At 54.7% G+C, this 19396-nt stretch carries 17 protein-coding genes; 2 read left to right on the top strand and 15 right to left on the bottom strand.

Translation table 11 applies throughout. The annotated features are described in order from the left end of the window. Positions 1-432: 432 nt before the first annotated feature. Positions 433-1812, bottom strand: coding sequence for a GntP family permease (locus BQ4436_RS08955; protein WP_070976441.1), 1380 nt, complete (start codon positions 1810-1812; stop codon positions 433-435). Between the two features lie 191 nt (positions 1813-2003). Between BQ4436_RS08955 and BQ4436_RS08950 the strand changes: the two genes are divergently transcribed. After that, positions 2004-2531, top strand: coding sequence for a gluconokinase (locus BQ4436_RS08950; RefSeq protein WP_070976439.1), 528 nt, complete (start codon positions 2004-2006; stop codon positions 2529-2531). A 46-nt stretch (positions 2532-2577) separates the two neighbouring features. On the opposite strand, the gene tyrS is transcribed toward BQ4436_RS08950, so the two are convergent. The 14 genes from tyrS to uvrA all read right to left on the bottom strand — a co-directional run bounded on the left by tyrS (position 2578) and on the right by uvrA (position 18653). Then, complete coding sequence (tyrS, locus tag BQ4436_RS08945; RefSeq protein ID WP_070976438.1) at positions 2578-3846, bottom strand: tyrosine--tRNA ligase; 1269 nt, start codon at positions 3844-3846, stop codon at positions 2578-2580. 35 nt (positions 3847-3881) lie between these two features. Then, positions 3882-4064 carry a Trm112 family protein gene (locus BQ4436_RS08940; protein WP_070362515.1) on the bottom strand — a complete coding sequence of 61 codons (183 nt, stop codon included), beginning with the start codon at positions 4062-4064 and terminating at the stop codon, positions 3882-3884. A gap of 103 nt (positions 4065-4167) precedes the next feature. After that, a complete protein-coding gene (gene argH, locus BQ4436_RS08935; protein WP_070976437.1) occupies positions 4168-5601 on the bottom strand; it encodes an argininosuccinate lyase in 1434 nt (477 codons plus the stop codon). Positions 5602-5619: 18 nt separating this feature from the next. Beyond that, entirely contained in the window at positions 5620-6819 is a 1200-nt protein-coding gene (locus BQ4436_RS08930) for an argininosuccinate synthase (protein ID WP_070479104.1), read from the bottom strand. A gap of 89 nt (positions 6820-6908) precedes the next feature. Beyond that, positions 6909-7400 (bottom strand): arginine repressor, encoded by a 492-nt coding sequence (locus BQ4436_RS08925; protein WP_070976436.1) that lies wholly within the window; start codon positions 7398-7400, stop codon positions 6909-6911. Beyond that, positions 7400-8347 carry an ornithine carbamoyltransferase gene (gene argF / locus BQ4436_RS08920; RefSeq protein WP_070362519.1) on the bottom strand — a complete coding sequence of 316 codons (948 nt, stop codon included), beginning with the start codon at positions 8345-8347 and terminating at the stop codon, positions 7400-7402. The genes BQ4436_RS08925 and argF overlap by 1 nt, the downstream gene beginning before the upstream one ends. A gap of 110 nt (positions 8348-8457) precedes the next feature. After that, positions 8458-9591, bottom strand: a complete 1134-nt coding sequence (locus BQ4436_RS08915) for a bifunctional ornithine acetyltransferase/N-acetylglutamate synthase (protein ID WP_070976435.1) — start codon at positions 9589-9591, stop codon at positions 8458-8460. A gap of 163 nt (positions 9592-9754) precedes the next feature. Beyond that, positions 9755-12262, bottom strand: coding sequence for a phenylalanine--tRNA ligase subunit beta (gene pheT / locus BQ4436_RS08910; RefSeq protein ID WP_070976434.1), 2508 nt, complete (start codon positions 12260-12262; stop codon positions 9755-9757). A gap of 13 nt (positions 12263-12275) precedes the next feature. Then, positions 12276-13304 (bottom strand): phenylalanine--tRNA ligase subunit alpha, encoded by a 1029-nt coding sequence (gene pheS / locus BQ4436_RS08905; protein WP_369822062.1) that lies wholly within the window; start codon positions 13302-13304, stop codon positions 12276-12278. Between the two features lie 111 nt (positions 13305-13415). Then, positions 13416-14237 (bottom strand): TrmH family RNA methyltransferase, encoded by an 822-nt coding sequence (locus tag BQ4436_RS08900; protein WP_070362523.1) that lies wholly within the window; start codon positions 14235-14237, stop codon positions 13416-13418. Positions 14238-14325: 88 nt separating this feature from the next. Then, positions 14326-14712 carry a 50S ribosomal protein L20 gene (gene rplT / locus BQ4436_RS08895; protein ID WP_070362524.1) on the bottom strand — a complete coding sequence of 129 codons (387 nt, stop codon included), beginning with the start codon at positions 14710-14712 and terminating at the stop codon, positions 14326-14328. 53 nt (positions 14713-14765) lie between these two features. Then, complete coding sequence (rpmI, locus tag BQ4436_RS08890) at positions 14766-14960, bottom strand: 50S ribosomal protein L35 (RefSeq protein WP_070362525.1); 195 nt, start codon at positions 14958-14960, stop codon at positions 14766-14768. 31 nt (positions 14961-14991) lie between these two features. Beyond that, a complete protein-coding gene (gene infC, locus BQ4436_RS08885) occupies positions 14992-15540 on the bottom strand; it encodes a translation initiation factor IF-3 (RefSeq protein WP_083290943.1) in 549 nt (182 codons plus the stop codon). A gap of 260 nt (positions 15541-15800) precedes the next feature. Continuing rightward, positions 15801-18653, bottom strand: a complete 2853-nt coding sequence (gene uvrA / locus BQ4436_RS08880) for an excinuclease ABC subunit UvrA (RefSeq protein ID WP_070479112.1) — start codon at positions 18651-18653, stop codon at positions 15801-15803. A gap of 108 nt (positions 18654-18761) precedes the next feature. Here uvrA and BQ4436_RS08875 point away from each other — a divergent pair, with 108 nt between their 5' ends. Further along, entirely contained in the window at positions 18762-19382 is a 621-nt protein-coding gene (locus BQ4436_RS08875; RefSeq protein WP_070976431.1) for an MBL fold metallo-hydrolase, read from the top strand. The last annotated feature ends 14 nt before the right edge of the window (positions 19383-19396 follow it).

The following is a 19396-nucleotide window of genomic DNA, read 5'->3' as shown; positions in this document are numbered from 1 at the left end:
TTCAAGCATCACCGCCGGCACACACCAAAACATGGCACACAGCACGCAACCAAAAGTCAATGCAATCAAAAAAATAAAAAGTACATTGGCACACTATCGAGTTCTCAAACAACAACCGCACACCCAAACACACCACAAAACACAGTGGCGCATTCAAAGCGACGAAGATTGACACTAACAAAACATTCTCAACAACGCAAACACGCGCCGCATCACAGAACCTATTTCATTATGTCGGCCAGCGGTAGTTTTCCTAACCGCCATCTCACCAAACCACTCTCTTCAGAGCCTGTCTGGCGGGGCGTTGTCGGTCTCGCTGACTCACATAAAGTTACACACACACCAACAACAACACAAATTGGCTGGTAGAAGTAGTTTATTGAGAAGGCGCTAACGGATCAGATTGCGTTCCCCTAACGCCTTCTCAAGGAGTTAGAAAAGGACAAAGATCAGAAGCGTGATTAGGAATGCCGCCACGGATTCTATGGTCTGCTGCAGCGTCCAAGTTTTCAGTGTGGTCTTGACGTCCATCCCAAAAAGACGGCCCACAAGCCAGAAGCCGGAGTCGTTCACTAGAGAGCAGCAAACCGAACCGGCCGCACACGCCAATGTAATTGCGACGATCTGAATTTCCGAGTAGCCGCCAGCCAGTACTGCTGGAGCCATCAATCCGGCCGTGGTTGTCAGCGCTACAGTTGCAGATCCCTGCGCAACGCGCATGATCACCGCTACCAAGTACACAGCGAGGATGACTGGAATTCCTAGTCCTTGCATGAGATCCGCGATGGCATCGCCGATACCAGACGCACGAAGAACTCCGCCGTACATGCCACCGGCACCAGTAATGAACACAACGGATGCAATTGGCCCTAACGCCGAATCGACGAGTTTTTCCAGCGCCGAACCCTTCACCCCACGTGAGGTCCCGAGCACTGGAAGCGCGACGAGAACCGAAATCAACAGCGCAATACCGGACTTTCCAAGGAATGTGAACGCCTGCGCCCAGGTTTCGTCACCTGTAATTGCGCCAGATTTCGTCGCAAAGTCGACACCCGTGTTCAGGAATATCAACAGCATCGGGAGCAGCAGAATCGTAATGACAGTGCCTGTTTTCGGTAATGACTTAATATCGCTGTCGTCCGAGTTGAAAACGGCGTTTGCTACTGACGTAAACGGGAACTTCTTTGCGCAATACTTACCCCACAAAAGGCCCGAAACATAAAACGTTGGAACTGCAACAATCAAGCCAAAAACGATCAGCAGACCAAGGTTTGTGTCGAAGAATGTCGAAGCAGCGACTGGTCCTGGATGCGGAGGCACGAAGACGTGCATGACAGAGAATGCAGCAACCGTCGGAATTGCGTAGAGCAAGATTGGTCCACCGATACGAGCGGCAACTGCGAAAATGATCGGCAGCATGACAACGAGGCCGGCGTCGAAAAACATTGGGAAGCCAAGCAAGAGCGAGGCCACACCAAGCGCCATCGGCGCTCGCCGCTCGCCGAACCTATCGATCATCGTGTTGGCGAGGACTCTAGCGCCACCGGAGTACTCAATAAGTTTGCCAAGCATCGCGCCCAAACCGACAAGAATACCGACGTCGCCAAGTGTGGATCGGAAGCCGCCCATCACAACGTCATACAGTTCTCCTGTTGGAATGCCTGCCGCGATAGCGGTCAAGACAGACACAAGAATCAGCGTGACGAACGCATGGACCCTGAACTGAATAATGAGCAAAAGAATGAGGGCAATGCCGACCGCAGCGATCCCCATTAAGGGGCCGGCCGACAACGTCTGTTCCCAAGTTTCCATGAGCTATCCTGTCTCTTCTCAAGCGAGGCTTCAAGGCCGTATCGACGCACTGATCTACGGGGCGTCAATACGGAAAACTGGCTATAGCGTTAGAATACACATACTTCAGTGGGCGATCGTGCACTGCATCAATGTCAGGGCGACGCTTTCTTTAGCTACCCCCACTCGTGAAGCATCAAGGAGGGAAGAACATGCATGAAGCAGAGAAGCTACCCCCGGCGCACCTCATCCTTATGGGCGTGTGCGGAAGCGGAAAGACCACCATCGCCGAGATTCTTGCGCAGAGATCCGGCTTTGAACTCGTCGAGGCTGATGAGTTTCATCCGGCGGAAAACGTCGAAAAGATGAGTAAGGGCCAACCTCTCACCGACGAGGACCGCTGGCCGTGGCTTGAGAAACTCTCGAACTGGCTTCAAAAGCAAGACAGTGCTGGAAAGCGAACCGTCGTTACATGTTCAGCGCTGAAACGCATTTATCGCGACAAGCTCCGACTAGCCGACGTACCCCTTATATTTGTGCACCTAGACGGGCCACGTGAGCTACTGCTGAAACGACTGAGCCACCGTACGGATCACTTCATGCCTGCTTCAATGTTGGATTCCCAGCTAGATACGCTTGAATCGCTCCAACCGGACGAGCTGGGTTTCGCTGTGGATATCGATGACACTTCCGAGGGCATCGCAGCAACCATCATGGAAAGACTTAACGCGGTGGCATAGGCTTCTGCCCTACCACCGCGTTGCTTTCAGATGCTGTCACCTGCGCCTAGCTGCGCTTCACGCCTGCGAATGTCTTCTTACCACGACGCAGCACGAGCCAGGTTCCATGCAGAAAACCATCCACGGATGGAACCCAATTCTCATCCGTGACACGCTCGTTGTTGGCGTAAATGCCGCCTTCCTTCAGCGATCTACGGGCAGCACCCTTCGAGTCGGCCAAGCCGGAGCCGACCAGCATGTCCACGATGCTGACTTCAGCTCCAGCCGCGACCTCGAACACATTCGTCTCGGCAACAGCGCTGGCCAAGGTACGCTCATCGAGATCAGTCAGATCTGCTTTACCGAATAGCGCCTGGGACGCTAACTCAACCGCCTCACGAGCTTCGCGGCCATGGACGAGATCTGTCATCTCTTGCGCCAACCGCTTCTGTGCCTCTCGCTTAAATGGTCGCTCTTCGACCTCGACGGCAAGAGCATCCAGCTCTTCCTTATCGAGAAACGTGAACCACCGCAGGTACCGGATCACATCGGCGTCCGCCGCATTAACAAAGTACTGGTACCAGGTGTACGGGCTGGTCATTTCTGGGTCAAGCCACAACGAACCACCGCCGGTGGACTTGCCAAACTTCTTGCCCTCGGAGTCCGTCACAAGCGGAACGGTTAACGCATGCACGCGCTCCGAATCCATGCGTCGGTTCAGATCAACACCAGCAACCAGGTTGCCCCACTGGTCGCCACCACCAACCTGCAGCACACAATTGTGCGTACGACGCAACTGTACAAAGTCATGTGCCTGCAACAGCATGTACGAGAACTCGGTAAAAGATATCCCGTCGTTTTCCAGGCGACGCTTCACGGTATCACGACTCAGCATTGTGGAGAGCGAAAAATGCTTGCCGACGTCCCGAAGGAACTCGATGACCTTCCAGTCCTTAATCCAATCATTATTATTCAGCAGCAGCGCACCGTTCTCACCGTCAAAATCGACGAACTTTGACAGCTGACCTCCAATTCGCTCGGCCCAATCTGCCACAGTGTCATCGGAATTCATCGTGCGCTCGCCCACGTCACGCGGGTCGCCTATCTTGCCGGTAGCACCACCTGCTAGCACAATTGGCCGGTGTCCAGCGAGTTGGAACCTGCGCAGCATCAGCAGCGGCACCAGGTGACCTGCATGTAGTGAAGGGCCAGTCGGGTCGAAGCCACAGTACAACGTGATAGGCTTCTGCGTTTCTTCACGCAACGCCTCCAGATCCGTGTGCTGATTGATCAGGCCACGCCACTCGAGTTCGTCGATAATGTTTGCGTTAGTCATGAAATTCCTTTCAGAGAGTCGTCTTCCCAGCGTCGTTACTTGTGGGTGTTTGTATAGGGAACTGCTTCGTCGATTAGCAGGACTGGGATACCATCGTCGATCCGATACGCGACACCAATGCGTTCATTCACCAGCAACTGTTCGTCTTCCTTATACTCAAGCGGCCCTTTGTCTTGCGGGCACACCAGTACGTCGAGAAGTTTGGGATCAAGACTCATGCAGTTGAGCTTACCTCACCCTTGTTAGTCACTTATCGACGCCACCACTACAAAAAGTGGAAACGCCCACCGAAAGGTGGGCGTCGCAAATGCGGTACCGATTTTAACCCCGCACAGGCTTCTCTGCCCACGCTCGATACTTCCTATTTGCCTCCGCTACGCGTACACGCTGTTCTTCTACCCGTGGGCCGGCGGTTCCACCGCGTGTATCGCGCGAGCTCACAGCACCCTCAATCGTGAGCACGTCACGGACACCTGCGTTAAGTCGAGGGTCTACGCTCGCGAGCTCCTCATCTGTCAAGTCAATAAGGTTGATGCCTCGGGACTCCGCGATGCGTACGCATGCTCCGGAAGCTTCGTGCGCCTCTCGGAATGGCACACCCTGGCGAACCATCCACTCTGCCAAATCGGTAGCAAGCGTGAATCCCGCAGGTGCAATCTCACGCATTCGATCACCATGGAACTTGAGAGTCGAGACCAACCCGGTAAACGCTGGCAGAAGAATGTTGAGCTGGTTTACGGAATCGATTACCGGCTCCTTGTCTTCTTGCAAATCGCGGTTATACGCGAGAGGCTGCGCCTTAAGAGTGGCCATCAATCCGGTAAGGTTGCCGATTAACCTACCTGACTTGCCTCGGGCAAGCTCCGCAACGTCTGGGTTCTTTTTTTGCGGCATGATCGAAGAACCAGTCGACCATGCGTCGTCCAACGTGACGTAACCGAACTCTGGCGTCGACCAGGCGATAATCTCTTCCGCAAAGCGGGACACATCCACTGCAATCTGGGCTAGAACGTAGGCCGCTTCGGCTGCGAAATCACGCGAAGCTGTGCCGTCCAGTGAGTTGTCGGTTGCTTCATAGAAGCCAAGTTCTTCCGCAATCGCCTCCGGGTCTAGGTGCAACGAAGAACCCGCCAAAGCGCCAGAGCCGTACGGCGACACAGCCAACCGCTTGTCCGCATCCTGAATCCGCTCCAAGTCACGCAACAGCGGGTGTGCGTGAGCGAGCAACGAGTGTGCGAGCAAAATAGGCTGCGCAGCCTGGAAGTGGGTCTTACCCGGCATGATGATATCGGGATGTGCAGCCGCCTGTGCAACGAGAGCATCGATGAGATCCGTAATGTGCAGAGCAACACCGCGCAGGGCATCACGAACCCACATCCGGAACATCGTTGCCACCTGGTCATTCCGCGAGCGCCCTGCACGCAGGCGCCCTCCTACCTCAGGACCTACTCGGTCGATCAGGCCGCGCTCCATTGCGCCGTGAACATCTTCGTCCGTCGGTTCGGGAACAAACGCACCACTTGCAACGTCTGCGCCGAGTTGCTCAAGCCCCTCGAGCATGGTCTTCAGGTCTTCGTCCGAAAGAAGTCCTGCACGGTGCAAGACTTTTGCGTGAGCTTTCGATGCCAATACATCATAAGGCGCAAGCACCCAATCGAAGTGCGTCGATACGCTCAGCGCGAACATCGCCTCAGAAGGGCCGCCAGAAAACCGACCGCCCCACAGCGCGCCTTCATTCGTCTTATGCTGCTGCATAACTTCCAAAGCTCCCTGCTATTTCGCTTCGCGATCGCGCTTGTTCGCGATCTGCGATGACAAACCATGCAAACGGACGAAGCCCTTAGCGTAGGTCTGGTCGAAAGTGTCGCCTGTGTCGTACGTTGCGAGGTTGAAGTCGTACAGGGAGTGGTTGGAGCGGCGGCCATTGACCACTGCCTTACCTGCATGCATTTCCATGCGGATGTCCCCAGTGACGTGCTCCTGTGTCGACTCGATGAACGCATCCAGGGAGCGCTTGAGCGGACCGAACCAAAGACCGTCGTACACTTCCTCCGACCAGCGCGCGTCGATAAGTCGCTTGTAGCGAGCCAGCTCGCGCTCAATCGTAACGTCCTCGAGCGCCTTGTGCGCCGTAATCAGAGCGACCGCGCCTGGCGCTTCGTAAATCTCACGGGACTTAATGCCAACCAAGCGGTCTTCGACCATATCCAGACGACCGATGCCCTGCGCACCAGCGCGACGGTTCATCTCTTCGATTGCTTCCAACATCGTTACCGGGCGGCCGTCGATTGCAACCGGCTTGCCTCCCTCGAACGAGATAATGACTTCGTCAGGCGCATTGCCCATCGAAGGGCTTTCCGTGTAAGCGTATAGATCCTTCGTCGGCGCGTTCCAGAGGTCCTCCAAAAAGCCTGTCTCTACCGCGCGCCCCCAAACGTTTTGGTCAATCGAGAATGGCGAAGCTGCCGACTGCTCAATTGGCAGGTCCTTTCCTTCTGCGTACGCAATCGCCTTATCGCGTGTCCACGCAAAATCGCGAGCAGGCGCAACAATTTCCAGATCTGGGTCCTGGTTCAGGAATCCAACCTCAAAACGAACCTGGTCATTGCCTTTACCGGTGCAACCGTGTGATACGTGAGTGCCACCGTGCTCCTGTGCGGCCTTCACAAGGTGCTTTACGATCAACGGGCGGGAAATTGCTGACACCAACGGGTACTCACCCATGTACATACCGTTCGCCTTGATGGTTGGCAGGCAGTAGTCCTCAGCAAATTCATCTTTCGCATCGATAACGATGGATTCCACAGCACCGCAATCTAATGCGCGCTGACGTACGGACTCCATATCTTCGCCGCCCTGGCCAAGGTCGAGTGCTACTGCAATGACTTCGCCATTAAGCATTTCGCCGAGGTAGGAAATCGCAACAGAGGTATCGAGCCCGCCTGAGTATGCGAGTACAACACGGTTAGTCATGGATCAAAGCTCCTTGTGTTTCTAGATCATATTCTGCACTGCGGTACATAGTATACCTAGCGCGGGGTTTGTGCTTGCTTCGGCGTCACTTACGCCTTTGTATTGCGTCCAAATACCTGCTGGGCTAGGTCACCGCCCTTAAGCGGATCTCGGGCGAGAACAAAAATCGTATCGTCACCAGCGATACAGCCTACTACCTGCTCCAAACCGACTCTGTCTATATAGCTAGCCAGATATTGTGCAGCTCCAGGTGGAGTTCGCAGTACAGCCATATTCGCAGAATGGTCAACAGAGACGACGAGTTCCTCGATCATTCGACGAAGTTTCTCACGTGGGCCTGTATGCAAGGCATCAAAAGCCTCGGCATCGGAGTTCACCGTGTAATATGCACGGCCTCCGTCGCTTGGCCGCACTTTCTTTGCTCCCAGCTCATCAAGATCACGGGACAGGGTTGCCTGCGTAATCTCGATACCCTCGTCTTGCAAAAGCTCGGAAAGCTGGATCCGAGAAGACACTCGCGTGCTCACAAGTATCTCCAGAATCCGAGCTTGTCGCGCAGTTCTTGAGACAGTTTGGGTCATTATTGGTGCTCCAACAACCAGGTCAACAACGCCTTTTGGGCGTGAAGACGATTTTCAGCTTCATCGAAGACTCGCGACTGCGGCCCATCGATTACTTCTGCGGTCACTTCGTTTTCACGATACGCCGGTAGGCAGTGAAGAAATATCGCATTATTACCGGCCATTTGCATAATTCCACTATTTACTTGGTATGGCAAGAACGGAGTGCGTCGATCTTTTCCATCTCCCTCCATGCCCATTGACACCCAAGTATCCGTGATAACCACGTCTGCTCCAGCTACCGCAGCAACATCGCTGGTAACCGTGACTGTCGCACCTGTCTGGCTTGCACGATCACGCGCACGGTCCACAAACCGCTGCTCCGGATGAAACTCCGGAGGCGCGATGATCGCGATGTCTACCCCCGCAGTTGCGAACCCAATCATGTAGGAGTTGGCCATATTGTTAGCGCCATCTCCCAAATACACAGCTTTCAGGCCGTGGAGTCCCGCCGGCCCCTGCTCAGGACAAAAGGTTTCGACGATTGTTTGCAGATCCGCAAGAATTTGGCACGGGTGCAGGTCATCGGAAAGCGCGTTAACAATCGGAACCTGTGATGTCTCCGCCATCTGGAGCAAATTGTCGTGGGCATACGTCCTCCAAACGATTGCTTCGACGTATCGCGAAAGCACCGCCGCCGTATCTTGGTAGGACTCACCCTTGCCCATTTGTGCATTCTGAGTTTCGACAACAATCGCGTGCCCACCCAGCTGTGCAATCCCTGTATCGAAGGAGAACCGCGTGCGCGTGGAGGTCTTGTCGAAAAGTACCGCAACAGACTTCGGCCCTTCGAGAGGTCGGTGCGCATAAGGGTTCTTTTTCATCTCTGCGGCAAGCGTGAGCACTTGCGCTTGTTCCTCTGGCGTCAAGTCATCGTCTGCGAAAAAGTGCCGAACTGAGTTCACCATGCTGTTTACTTCCTATTTCTGCGTTATGATTGCTGCAAAATATGCGGACGTCTCCCCTATTGTATTTTCAAAGCCTCCTGGACGTTCGCTTTTCGACGCCCACTTTCCCCTTACATAGGCTCCAAAAGCGTCCGCACTGTTGCTGTACCGACGCCACGAGTTCCTAGATCCAGCGTAATAGTCACGTGTTCGTCGTAGTCAAGCACCCGGCTTGTCAAGAGCGGAGTGATTCCCTGGCAGAGCTGTGTTCCATTGACGTTGATCTCCAGTGCCTCAGCATCTAGGCACACTTTTGTCTTCCCCGCAATCGCGAGTGCGCGTGGCCAGTCCGGAGCACCACTGAGTAGCGACTCTCGAAAACGTCCGTCACATGCTACGGCTTGTGCTGCGATGCGTGCCTCTTCATCATTTGCAGCGCCAGCTACGGCAAGCGTCAATTTCTTGGTCGCGCTTCCCTGGTTGACCAAAAGCTGCTCCACCAATGCCTCGCAAACCGCAAGCACTGCCTCATCCAACTGAGTTTGGTTGGGGGTGACCTGGCTCGCACCAGATGCGAGCAACAACACCGTATCGTTCGTTAGCGGGGCTGTAGATCGATCAAGCGTATTAAACGTAGTTTCCATAGCCCGTCGCAATGCCTTTTCGAGTGAAAAGGCCGGTACAAGCGCATCTGTGGTGAGGCACCCCAGTACTGTGTCTAGTGTTTCCTGTGAATTTCCAGCCCCCTGGGAAATGCCCCCGACACTCCAAGCTCCACAGCTCACGCCTGCTTGATTGATCGTTCCTTGGGTTGACGCTATTGCGGCCGCAGCCGATTCAGCGTGCGCAGGGGTATCTCCCAGATCCGTGGCGAGTTTGGCTAACCCAGTTTTCACACGCTCCATTGGCAAAGGCACTGCGAACTGTCCCTTCGCGCAGACTGCGACCCGGTCTTCTGGGACTCCAATCTCTTGGGATACGCGCTTCTGAATCTCACGAGTGTCCGCATCCCCCGTTGAACCGTTGAACGCATTAGCGTTGCCTGATGTTAAAACAACTGCGTTCACAGCATGCGAGCGCATAACTTCGCGCGTAGCTCGAACAGGCGAGGCGCAGACCCGACTATCTGGAAACACCGCTGCTGCGTTCCAAGCAGGTCCCTGATTAACAATGAGCGCCAGATCACGCCCCTCGCCTTCGCGTATTCCCGCGTGAAGACCTGCAGCCACAAATCCCTTAGGGGTGAGAATGGTCTGTTGTGGCATGGTTTTATGGCTCCTTTACGGGTGTAGACGCTTGTGGCTACGGAGTCCCATCCTGCCAGACAAATGGCAAGCTCGTGCCGATTCAAGATACATGCATTCCTAAAACGACAGCAGGCAGGACGCCGCTCACTGCGATGTCCTGCCTGTCAGCAGCAAAAGTAACCTACGCCCTCATCGTGGCATTAAATTCCTGTTTCGCTGCCTCAGCCGCAGCTAAACGCCCTTCCGACGCTTCGTCTTCAGTGAGCGTTCGGTCATCCGCACGGAACAAGAGTCCAAATGCGAGCGACTTCTTGCCTTCGCCGAGGGACTCAGAACGATAGACGTCAAACAGCGTTACATTTTCCAATAACGGCCCGGCGTGTTCTGCTACGGTCTTTCGCACGCTTTCGGCCGGTGTCGAGTCGTCCACGACCAATGCAAGGTCCTGGTGAACTGCCGGGTACGCAGACAGCTTCGGAGCGGGCAGGTGAGCACTCTGTGGCAATGCCGAAAGGTCCATCTCCATTGCGCAAACTCGTGCAGGTAAGCCACATTCTTCCAGAATCTGCGGGTGTAGTTCACCTGCGTGACCAACAACTTGGCCGTCGACCAGCAACTCTGCGCAGCGTCCCGGATGCCATGGTAGGTAGTCTGCTGCCCGGACCTCGAGCTCTATCCCGGCTGTCCGCGCCACTATCTGCGCAGATTCAACAGCATCAGCCCACGAGTACATTCGCGAATCGCCCCAAGGCCCCTCTACTTCGGCATCTCCGACGCCAAGAGTTGCAACATGCAGCGGCTGCTTCGGCAATGAGTTCACCACTGCTGCCAGGGTCTCTTCGTCCGGGCGGTGATCAACGCTTGGCATTGGTGTTTCAGCTTCCCCGCCGATAGCTACCTGTGCAACTGAGTAAATCGACACGTCATGCTGACCGCGGGCCGCATTTTTCGCTACTGCCTCGAGCATTGCGGGCAAGAGTGTCGTAGCGAGTACGGCGTAGTCGCTATCCAGAGGATTCTGAACAGACACGGTTGCGCGGCGGGCATCGTCCTTGCTCAGGCCCCAGGCGTCGAAAAGACCCGTGGCCATAAACGGTGTAGGAATAATCTCTGCGTAACCTGAGTACGCAAGAGCATGCGTCACTGCACGACGACGCTTTTGCGTTGCAGTCAGGCCACGTCCCCCCTTCGGCGTCGGAAGAATCGATGGAATAGCGTCAAGCCCTTCGAGCCGAACAATCTCTTCTACAAGCTCTACTGGGACCGTAAGGTCATTCCGCCAGGAAGGTGGCGTCACAATGAAATTGCCACCACTTTCTTCAACGCCGCACCCGACTTCATGTAGCCGCTGAGAAATGGTCTCTTCAGAGTACTTGACGCCGATCAATGCCGATGGGAACGTTTTCGCCATAGAGATCTCAGTTCGCTGATGCACCTCACCCACCAACGTACGACCTGCTGCAACCTTGCCCCCGGCAAAGCTCGTCAGCAGCTCACAAGCTACATCCAACGCTACCTCCACCAGTGCCGGATCGACTCCACGCTCAAATCGACGGGAGGCTTCTGAGCTCAGTTTGTGGTGACGAGCAGTACGCGCAACCGTAAGTTCATCCCAAGTTGCTGCTTCGAAGTAAACATTCTTCGTGGTTTCCGAAATTTCTGAGGTCGTGCCACCCATGACACCAGCCAGAGACTGAATTCCAGAGTCATCAGAAATGACTACATCGGAAGCGCGAAGGGTTCGCATTGTATGATCCAGTGTTTCGAATTCAGTGCCCTCTTCCGCATTATGGATGCGAAGCGCGCCAGAGATTGTATCTGCGTCAAAGGCGTGCATCGGCTGACCGAGCAGCAACATTACGAAGTTCGTAACATCGGTTGCGCCGTTCACTGGACGGATGCCGCTGAGCATGAGCTCGCGCTGCATCCAAAACGGCGACGCCGCTTCGGGGTCGATGCCTTCCACCTTTCGCAGCCCGAAGCGCTTCGTAGCGGTGTCCGGCTCTACGGTGACGTCGAGAAGGGAACCTGCTGGCGCAGGAACTGCAGAAATATCGATGCCGGCGATGTCAGGCTGCTGAGCTGGGTCGACAAAAGCGATGTCGAATGCCGACGCAAGCTCTCGCATTAGGCCACGCGCCGACAAAGCGTAACCACGATCCGGAGTGACGTTCACTTCGAAGATAGTGTCGTCGAGATCCAGAACTTCCCGCGCATCAGTGCCAGGGGCGCCGATTTCATCGCTAAGAGTAATGATGCCAGCACTCTTCGCGGTCAGACCGAGCTCCGCCGCTGACGCCATCATCCCGTTAGAGATATGCCCGTAAGTCTTTCTCGCAGAAATAGCGAAATTACCCGGAAGAACGCACCCCGGAAGCGCGACAACTACCGTGTCGCCAACAGTAAAGTTACGTGCACCGCAAATAATGCCCTGCGGCTCACCCGTGCCATTCGCCTGTCCCACGTCAACCTGGCAGTAACGAATCGGCTTCTTGAACTCGGTGAGCTCTTCAATTTCAAGGACCTTGCCGAGCACTAGGGGACCCTCGGTTTTTTCAATCGGGGCGTAGCCTTCAGTCTCAAAACCGACGCGAACGAAGCCTGCGTCCATCTCTTCGTCAGTGACAGACCAACCAGTATTGCCCGCCTGTTGCAGAAGGGTGGTGAGGAAATTTTTTGAAATCAGCATGTCATTAACTCCTTTAAGCCTGCACACCAAATGGGACGGTGAAACGGATATCGCCTTCGACCATGTCACGCATGTCTGACAAGCCGTTACGGAACTGGAGAGTACGTTCAAGGCCCATCCCGAACGCAAAGCCTGAGTACTCATCCGGATCAATGCCTACTGCGCGAAGCACGTTCGGGTTCACCATGCCGCAGCCACCCCACTCGATCCAGCCAGCACCACCCTTTTTATTTGGGAACCAAACGTCTACCTCAGCAGATGGCTCGGTGAAGGGGAAGTAATTGGTACGCATACGCGTCTTCGTCTCTGGCCCGAACAGCGTCTTCGCAAGGTGGTCGAGTGTGCCACGCAAATGAGCCATAGTCAGGCCTTTATCGACGGCAAGACCCTCAATCTGGTGGAAAACTGGGGTGTGCGTTGCGTCAAGTTCATCGGTGCGGAATACCCTGCCAGGGCAAGCAATGTACACAGGCACATCACGGTCAAGCATCGTTCGAACCTGGACAGGCGAAGTATGCGTGCGCATCACCTGGCGGGAACCAGGTTTACCAACGTAAAAGGTGTCCTGCAGCGTCCTCGCCGGGTGATCCGGAATGAAGTTCAGTGCATCAAAATTAAAGTATTCGGCTTCGATTTCTGGCCCTTCGGCGATCTCCCACCCCATGCCGATAAAGATATCTGCGATCTGCTCACTCAACGTTGTGATGGGGTGCATCGCGCCCAGCTGAGAACGACGTGTCGGTAGAGTTACGTCGACAGCCTCTGCTTTCAATTGAGCCTCGCGGTACTCGGCTTCACGCACCGCGTGAAGTTTGACATACGCCTTCTCTACACGGCCTCGGGCCACATTCACTGCCCTACCAGCGTCTTTACGGTCTTGCTTTGGCAACGAACCGAGTGCACGCCGAGCCTGAGGGATGTAGGCTTGGTCGCCCAAGTGCTGCTTGTGAGCCTCTTCTAACGCCTGCAGGTCTGCAGCTGCTTCAAAATCCGAAATTGCAGCTTCTGCTGCCGCATTGAGTTTCTCTTCTGACAATTCGATTCCACTATTTTCCGACACACTCGGTCCTTCCGATTACGCTTTGTAGTAAAGGTTGTAAAGCCGTTAAAACGAAACTAAGCATACCTGTCGCTTCAGACACGACACATATAACTAAAGCTCTTGTTGCGCCATCTTTGCTTTGGCAGTTTCCCAAAGACACATTGCTGACGCTGTTGCAAGGTTCAGCGACTCTGCAGATCCCTGAATCGGGATTGATACCCGTACATCAGCACGATCTGCAATAGCTGTTGGCAATCCGTGTGCTTCGTTTCCGAACAGCCAAGCAATCGGGGCAGAAAGCAGATCACTTGTTTTCTCAAGGGATACCTCGCCGTCGATAGTCGTCGCCACTGTCTGAAGCCCTGCTGCTTTTAGCTGGCCAAGGACGTCCTGGGTATTGCGCTCGCGTGCCACAGGTAAGTGAAACAACGAACCTGCTGAGGCCCGCACAGCCTTGCCCGACTCAGGATCGACACAGTCGCCGGCAAATATGACAGCATCCGCCCCGCACACGTCAGCAATGCGAATCATCGTGCCTGCGTTACCCGGATCGTTAGTATCAATCCCGACCACAACAAAAGAAGGCTTACCTCGAAGAGCTGCCCCGACTGACCACAACACTGGCTTGCAAACAGCAAAAATACCAGTGGTGTTTACAGTGTCGCTCAAGTGCTTCGCTGCGATATCTGTAATGGCATGAACATATACATCCATATATTCTGCGGTAGTCACAACGTCAGCAAAGGCTTGTGACGCATGTTCTGTCACGAAGAGGTCAGTAGCCGCGCCCGTAGCTACGGCAGCCTCGACACTGTTCACCCCTTCCACCAGAAAGCGGTTTGCTTTCTTGCGTCCTTTTGCGCGGAGCAGCTTCGCTGCATTCACGACTCGCGGGGTTCGTTCGGTGAAGGGCTGTGAAAAGTCAAGGGCCACGAAATTTCCTACTCCTGAATGTAAAAACCCGCCGCCAAGCGTTCACGCTTGCCGACGGGCTCCGTCCTAGTTCAACGTTCTAGGCAACTTATGCTGCATCAACTGGCGCATTTACGTCAGCTGGCAAGGCCTTCTTAGCGATCTCGCAGATAGCGGAGAAGGCTGCAAAGTCGTTCACTGCGAGCTCCGCGAGGATCTTGCGGTCAACCTCGACCTCTGCGAGCTTCAAGCCGTGAATGAGACGGTTGTAAGTGATGTCGTTCATACGGGCCGCGGCGTTGATACGCTGGATCCACAGCTTACGGAACTCACCCTTGCGCTTACGACGATCGCGGTAGGCGTAGGTCTGGGAGTGCAGCCACTGTTCTTTTGCCTTACGGTACAGGCGGGAGCGCTGGCCACGGTAGCCCTTTGCGGACTTCAGAATCGCGCGACGCTTCTTCTTGGCATTAACTGAACGCTTGACACGTGCCATGAGTCAATACTTCCTTTTCTTTCGTTCACCGGTTGTTTTAACTTGGGCAGTGCTTAGGACATGCCGAGGAGGCGCTTCATGCGCTTCACGTCGTTCTTAGCTACGTCGGTGGTACCCGAGAGCTTGCGACGACGCTTCGAAGACAGCTTCTCGTTCAGGTGGCGCTTACCAGCCTGCTCACGACGCAGCTTGCCCTTGCCGTTAACCTTGATGCGCTTTGCGGTGCCCTTGTGGGTCTTCTGCTTCATGTTGAAAGCCCTTCAGAGTTGAAAACTTGATCTACTTTTTGCCCTTGCGAGCAGGTCCGAATACCATCGTCATGTTTCGCCCGTCCTGCTTCGGACGGGACTCCACGACACCAACCTCTTGAATGTCGTCTGCAAGACGCTCGAGGAGGCGGTAGCCGAGTTCTGGGCGCGATTGCTCGCGGCCACGGAACATGATGGTGACTTTGACCTTGTTGCCCTTCTCTAGGAAGCGCTCCACATTGTTTTTCTTCGTCTGGTAGTCGTGCTCATCGATCTTAGGACGGAACTTCTGTTCCTTCACTACGGTCTGCTGCTGGTTCTTGCGGGCCTCGCGAGCCTTCTGATCCTGCTCATACTTGTATTTGCCGTAGTCCATGATCTTCGCCACGGGCGGCTTCGCCTTTGGCGCAACTTCGACGAGGTCAAGATCGGCCTCGTAAGCCAGTTTCCGAGCATCGTCGGTACGGACGATCCCTACCTGCTCGCCGGACGGGCCGACCAAGCGGACTTCCGGGACGCGGATACGATCGTTAATCCGAGCTTCAGCGCTGATGAGAACTCCTAAAACATAGAAACCAATGTGTGATCGCTACCAGACCACCAGTGATTCTGCGCAAAAGCACAAAACCCGCGCTATTACTAATAACGCGGGAGCTTTCCGTAGGCAACCAAAAAATGCTTTGGCTACCTTGACCCGTATCCTGATCACTATCGACCGGCATGGGGTGGGATTCACTCCACTTGTGGCCCAGGCACCTTTGTAAAGAATGCTCTGGGCGGTAGTGGTGAGAACTTTAATACATGAAGTTTATTCAAGCAAATCATGCATTCAAGCTGGATCTATTGCAATATCTCCTTCAAGAAAGCACCTGTATGAGACTTGCCATTACGTGCTACGTCTTCTGGCGTTCCCTGCGCGACCACCGTTCCACCGCCTGATCCCCCCTCAGGCCCCATGTCAATCACCCAGTCCGCCGACTTGATAACGTCCAGGTTGTGTTCGATCACCAACACAGTGTTGCCCTTTTCCACCAGGCCATTCAGCACAAGCATGAGCTTACGAATGTCTTCGAAGTGCAGCCCCGTAGTGGGCTCGTCGAGGATGTAAATTGTTCGGCCGTTAGTTCGCTTCTGCAATTCTGCCGCCAGCTTCACCCGCTGTGCCTCACCACCGGATAGCGTTGTCGCAGCCTGCCCAAGACGTACATAGCCCAGGCCGACCTCTACAAGCGTGTTGAGGTATCGATGGATTGACTGAATTGGCTCGAAGAACTCAGCTGCTTCAGAAATCGGCATATCGAGAACTTCGGCAATGTTCTTACCCTTATAGCGCACTTCGAGGGTTTCACGGTTGTATCGTGCTCCCTGGCACACCTCACACGGGACGTATACATCCGGTAGGAAGTTCATCTCAATCTTGATAGTGCCATCACCACGGCACGCTTCACAGCGCCCGCCTTTGACATTGAACGAGAATCGGCCAGCCTTGTAGCCACGAACCTTTGACTCTTGTGTTTCCGCGAATAGGTTGCGGATCTTGTCAAACACCCCTGTATATGTCGCAGGGTTTGATCGTGGTGTACGTCCGATGGGACTCTGGTCGACTTGGACAAGTTTATCTAGATGGTCAAGGCCACTGACTTTCTTTACCCGTCCCGGGACTTGTCGAGCTCCATTGAGCTCATTCTGGAGAGTCTTAGCCAGAATCTGGTTTACCAGCGTAGACTTGCCAGACCCAGATACCCCAGTAACAGCTACCAACACTCCCAGTGGAATATCCACTGATACGTTCTTGAGGTTGTTCTCTCGCGCGCCCTCAACTCTCAGCTTGCGGTCTGCGTCTACCGGTCGACGCTGATCCGGGACCTCAATCTTTTTCCTGCCCGCAAGGTAGTCTCCGGTAATGGAGTTCTCTACTTCACGGATACCGTCGGGTTCTCCCTGGTAGACCACTTCCCCGCCGTATTCTCCGGCGAGCGGCCCGATGTCTACCAACCAATCAGCCTCACGGATCGTTTCCTCATCGTGTTCAACCACAACCAGCGTGTTCCCAAGGTCGCGAAGTTTCTTCAGAGTCTTAATCAGCCTCTGGTTATCCCGTTGATGCAAACCGATTGACGGCTCATCAAGCACGTACAGTACACCGGCAAGGCCAGACCCAATTTGCGTGGCCAGACGGATGCGCTGCGCTTCACCGCCCGACAGGGTGCCGGCTGACCGAGCGAGCGAGAGGTAACTCAGTCCTACGTCCAAGAGAAAGTGCAGCCGAGCTTGGATCTCTCGAAGTACCGCACCCGCGATCATTTCCTCACGGTAACCAAGTACCAAATTATCAAGGTATTCGGACGCATCCTCAATGCTCAGTTCCGTAAGCCCGGCGATGGAGCGTTCACCATGCGTTGTTGAGTCGAGGCGAACGGCGAGAATCTCGGGCTTCAACCTAGCGCCCTTGCACGAAGGACACGGTACCTCTCGCGTATAAGCAAGCAGTCGGTCTTTCTGGGTATCGCTTTCGGCCTGCTCGAGCTTACGCTCCAGGTACCCAATGACGCCTTCATAAGCTGCGCTGAATGACCGCTGCCTGCCGTAGCGGTTCTTGTACCGCACGCTGATCTTGGTTTTGGAACCATTTACCAAATGCTTCTGCTGCGTTTTCGTCAGCGAGCTGAACGGAGCGTGAGCATCAAAGCCCTCCTCTTTTGCTAACGCTTCAATCAACTTGACGAAGTATCGCTTGTTCGGGCTGGAGTTCCATGGCTGGAAAGCATCAATTGCTGGTGCGTCTGGATCTGGAATAACGAGTTCTTCGTCAATCTTCTTCTGCGTCCCGAGACCATCACACGTTGGACAGGCACCAAACGGTGAGTTAAACGAGAACGCGCGCGGCTCGTACTCCTCAACGTTAAGTTTGTGCCCGTTCGGGCACGCCATCTTTTCAGAGAAGATCTGGATCCGATCAGGGTTGCCCTCATCGAAGTCAACGAATTCGAAGCCAACGAGGCCGTCGGCAAGTTTGAGTGCTGTCTCCACTGAGTCGGTGAGACGCTGCTTTTGGCTTTGCTTCACTTGAAGGCGGTCCACTACCACCGAAATCGTGTGTTTGACCTGCTTCTCAAGCTTCGGTGGATCGCTGAGCTGGTACAACTCGCCGTCCACGCTCACTCGAGAGTAACCCTGAGCGGCGAGATCCTTAAACAAGTCAACGAACTCGCCTTTACGCTTTCGTACTACCGGGGCAAGGACTTGGAACTTGAGGCGCTCCTCCATCCCCAGCACGCGGTCCACAATTTGTTGCGGCGTCTGCCGTTCAATCACAGCGTCGCACTCTGGACAATGAGGAGTGCCAGCCCGCGAATAGAGCAGGCGAAGGTAATCGTAGATTTCGGTGATGGTACCTACAGTCGAACGGGGGTTACGGTTCGTCGATTTTTGGTCGATTGATACCGCGGGCGATAGTCCGTCAATGTAATCGACATCGGGCTTATCCATCTGTCCTAAGAACATCCGAGCATACGACGAAAGGGACTCAACGTATCGACGCTGTCCCTCCGCAAAGATCGTATCGAATGCCAGCGAGGACTTACCCGATCCAGACAGGCCTGTAAATACGGCCATCTTGTCCCTCGGCAGAGACACATCGACGCCCTTCAGGTTGTGTTCTCTTGCTCCACGTACAACAAGACGGTCAGCCACCTAGATACCTCTTCCAGAAGATCGGTTCATTTTGTTCCGAACATACCAGCGTATACCACTTCGGTAATCACTGTTCTGGCGAAGAAAGAATTGACTAGGGTAGGCACCATGAATTCAGGATCAACTCCACTGCCCCAAATAACACTGCACCAAGTTTCCGTCGGCTCGATGGACAACAACTGCTATCTCCTCTGCGCAGATGACCAGGGCCTGCTAATCGACGCCGCTGACGACGCGCCGGCTATCCTCGCCATGGCCGAACTGGCCGGAGTCAAGATCACGGATGTATTAACGACGCATCGCCACCACGATCACGTGCGTGCATTGGCTGCAGTCCTGGAAGCAACGGGCGCTACACACTGGGCACCGTTCCTCGAGGTACCTGCCCTGCCTGCTCCTGTCGACCGCGAACTCCACGACGGCGACTCGATTTCGTTCGCAGGCCACGAGCTCCCAGTGGTAATTCTGCGTGGACATACCCCAGGTGGCGCAGCCGTGCACGCCGACCTCAAGGGGGTGCCTAACCTCTTTGTCGGTGATTCCCTTTTCCCTGGTGGGCTTGGGAAAACAAATTCCGAAGGCGACTTCGTGCGACTCTTCCGCGATGTCAAAGAAAAACTCTTCGACGCATATCCGGATGAGACAATTGTGTGGCCGGGCCATGGTAAATCCACTACGCTTGGTACAGAGCGTCCAGATTTAGATGTTTGGTGGAACCGTCGCTGGTAAAAGCGTAATCCGAA

Source organism: Corynebacterium sp. MC3, assembly GCF_900099485.1.
In the GTDB taxonomy this organism is placed as follows: domain Bacteria; phylum Actinomycetota; class Actinomycetes; order Mycobacteriales; family Mycobacteriaceae; genus Corynebacterium; species Corynebacterium pseudogenitalium.
This window is presented reverse-complemented; position numbering and strand designations above follow the sequence as displayed.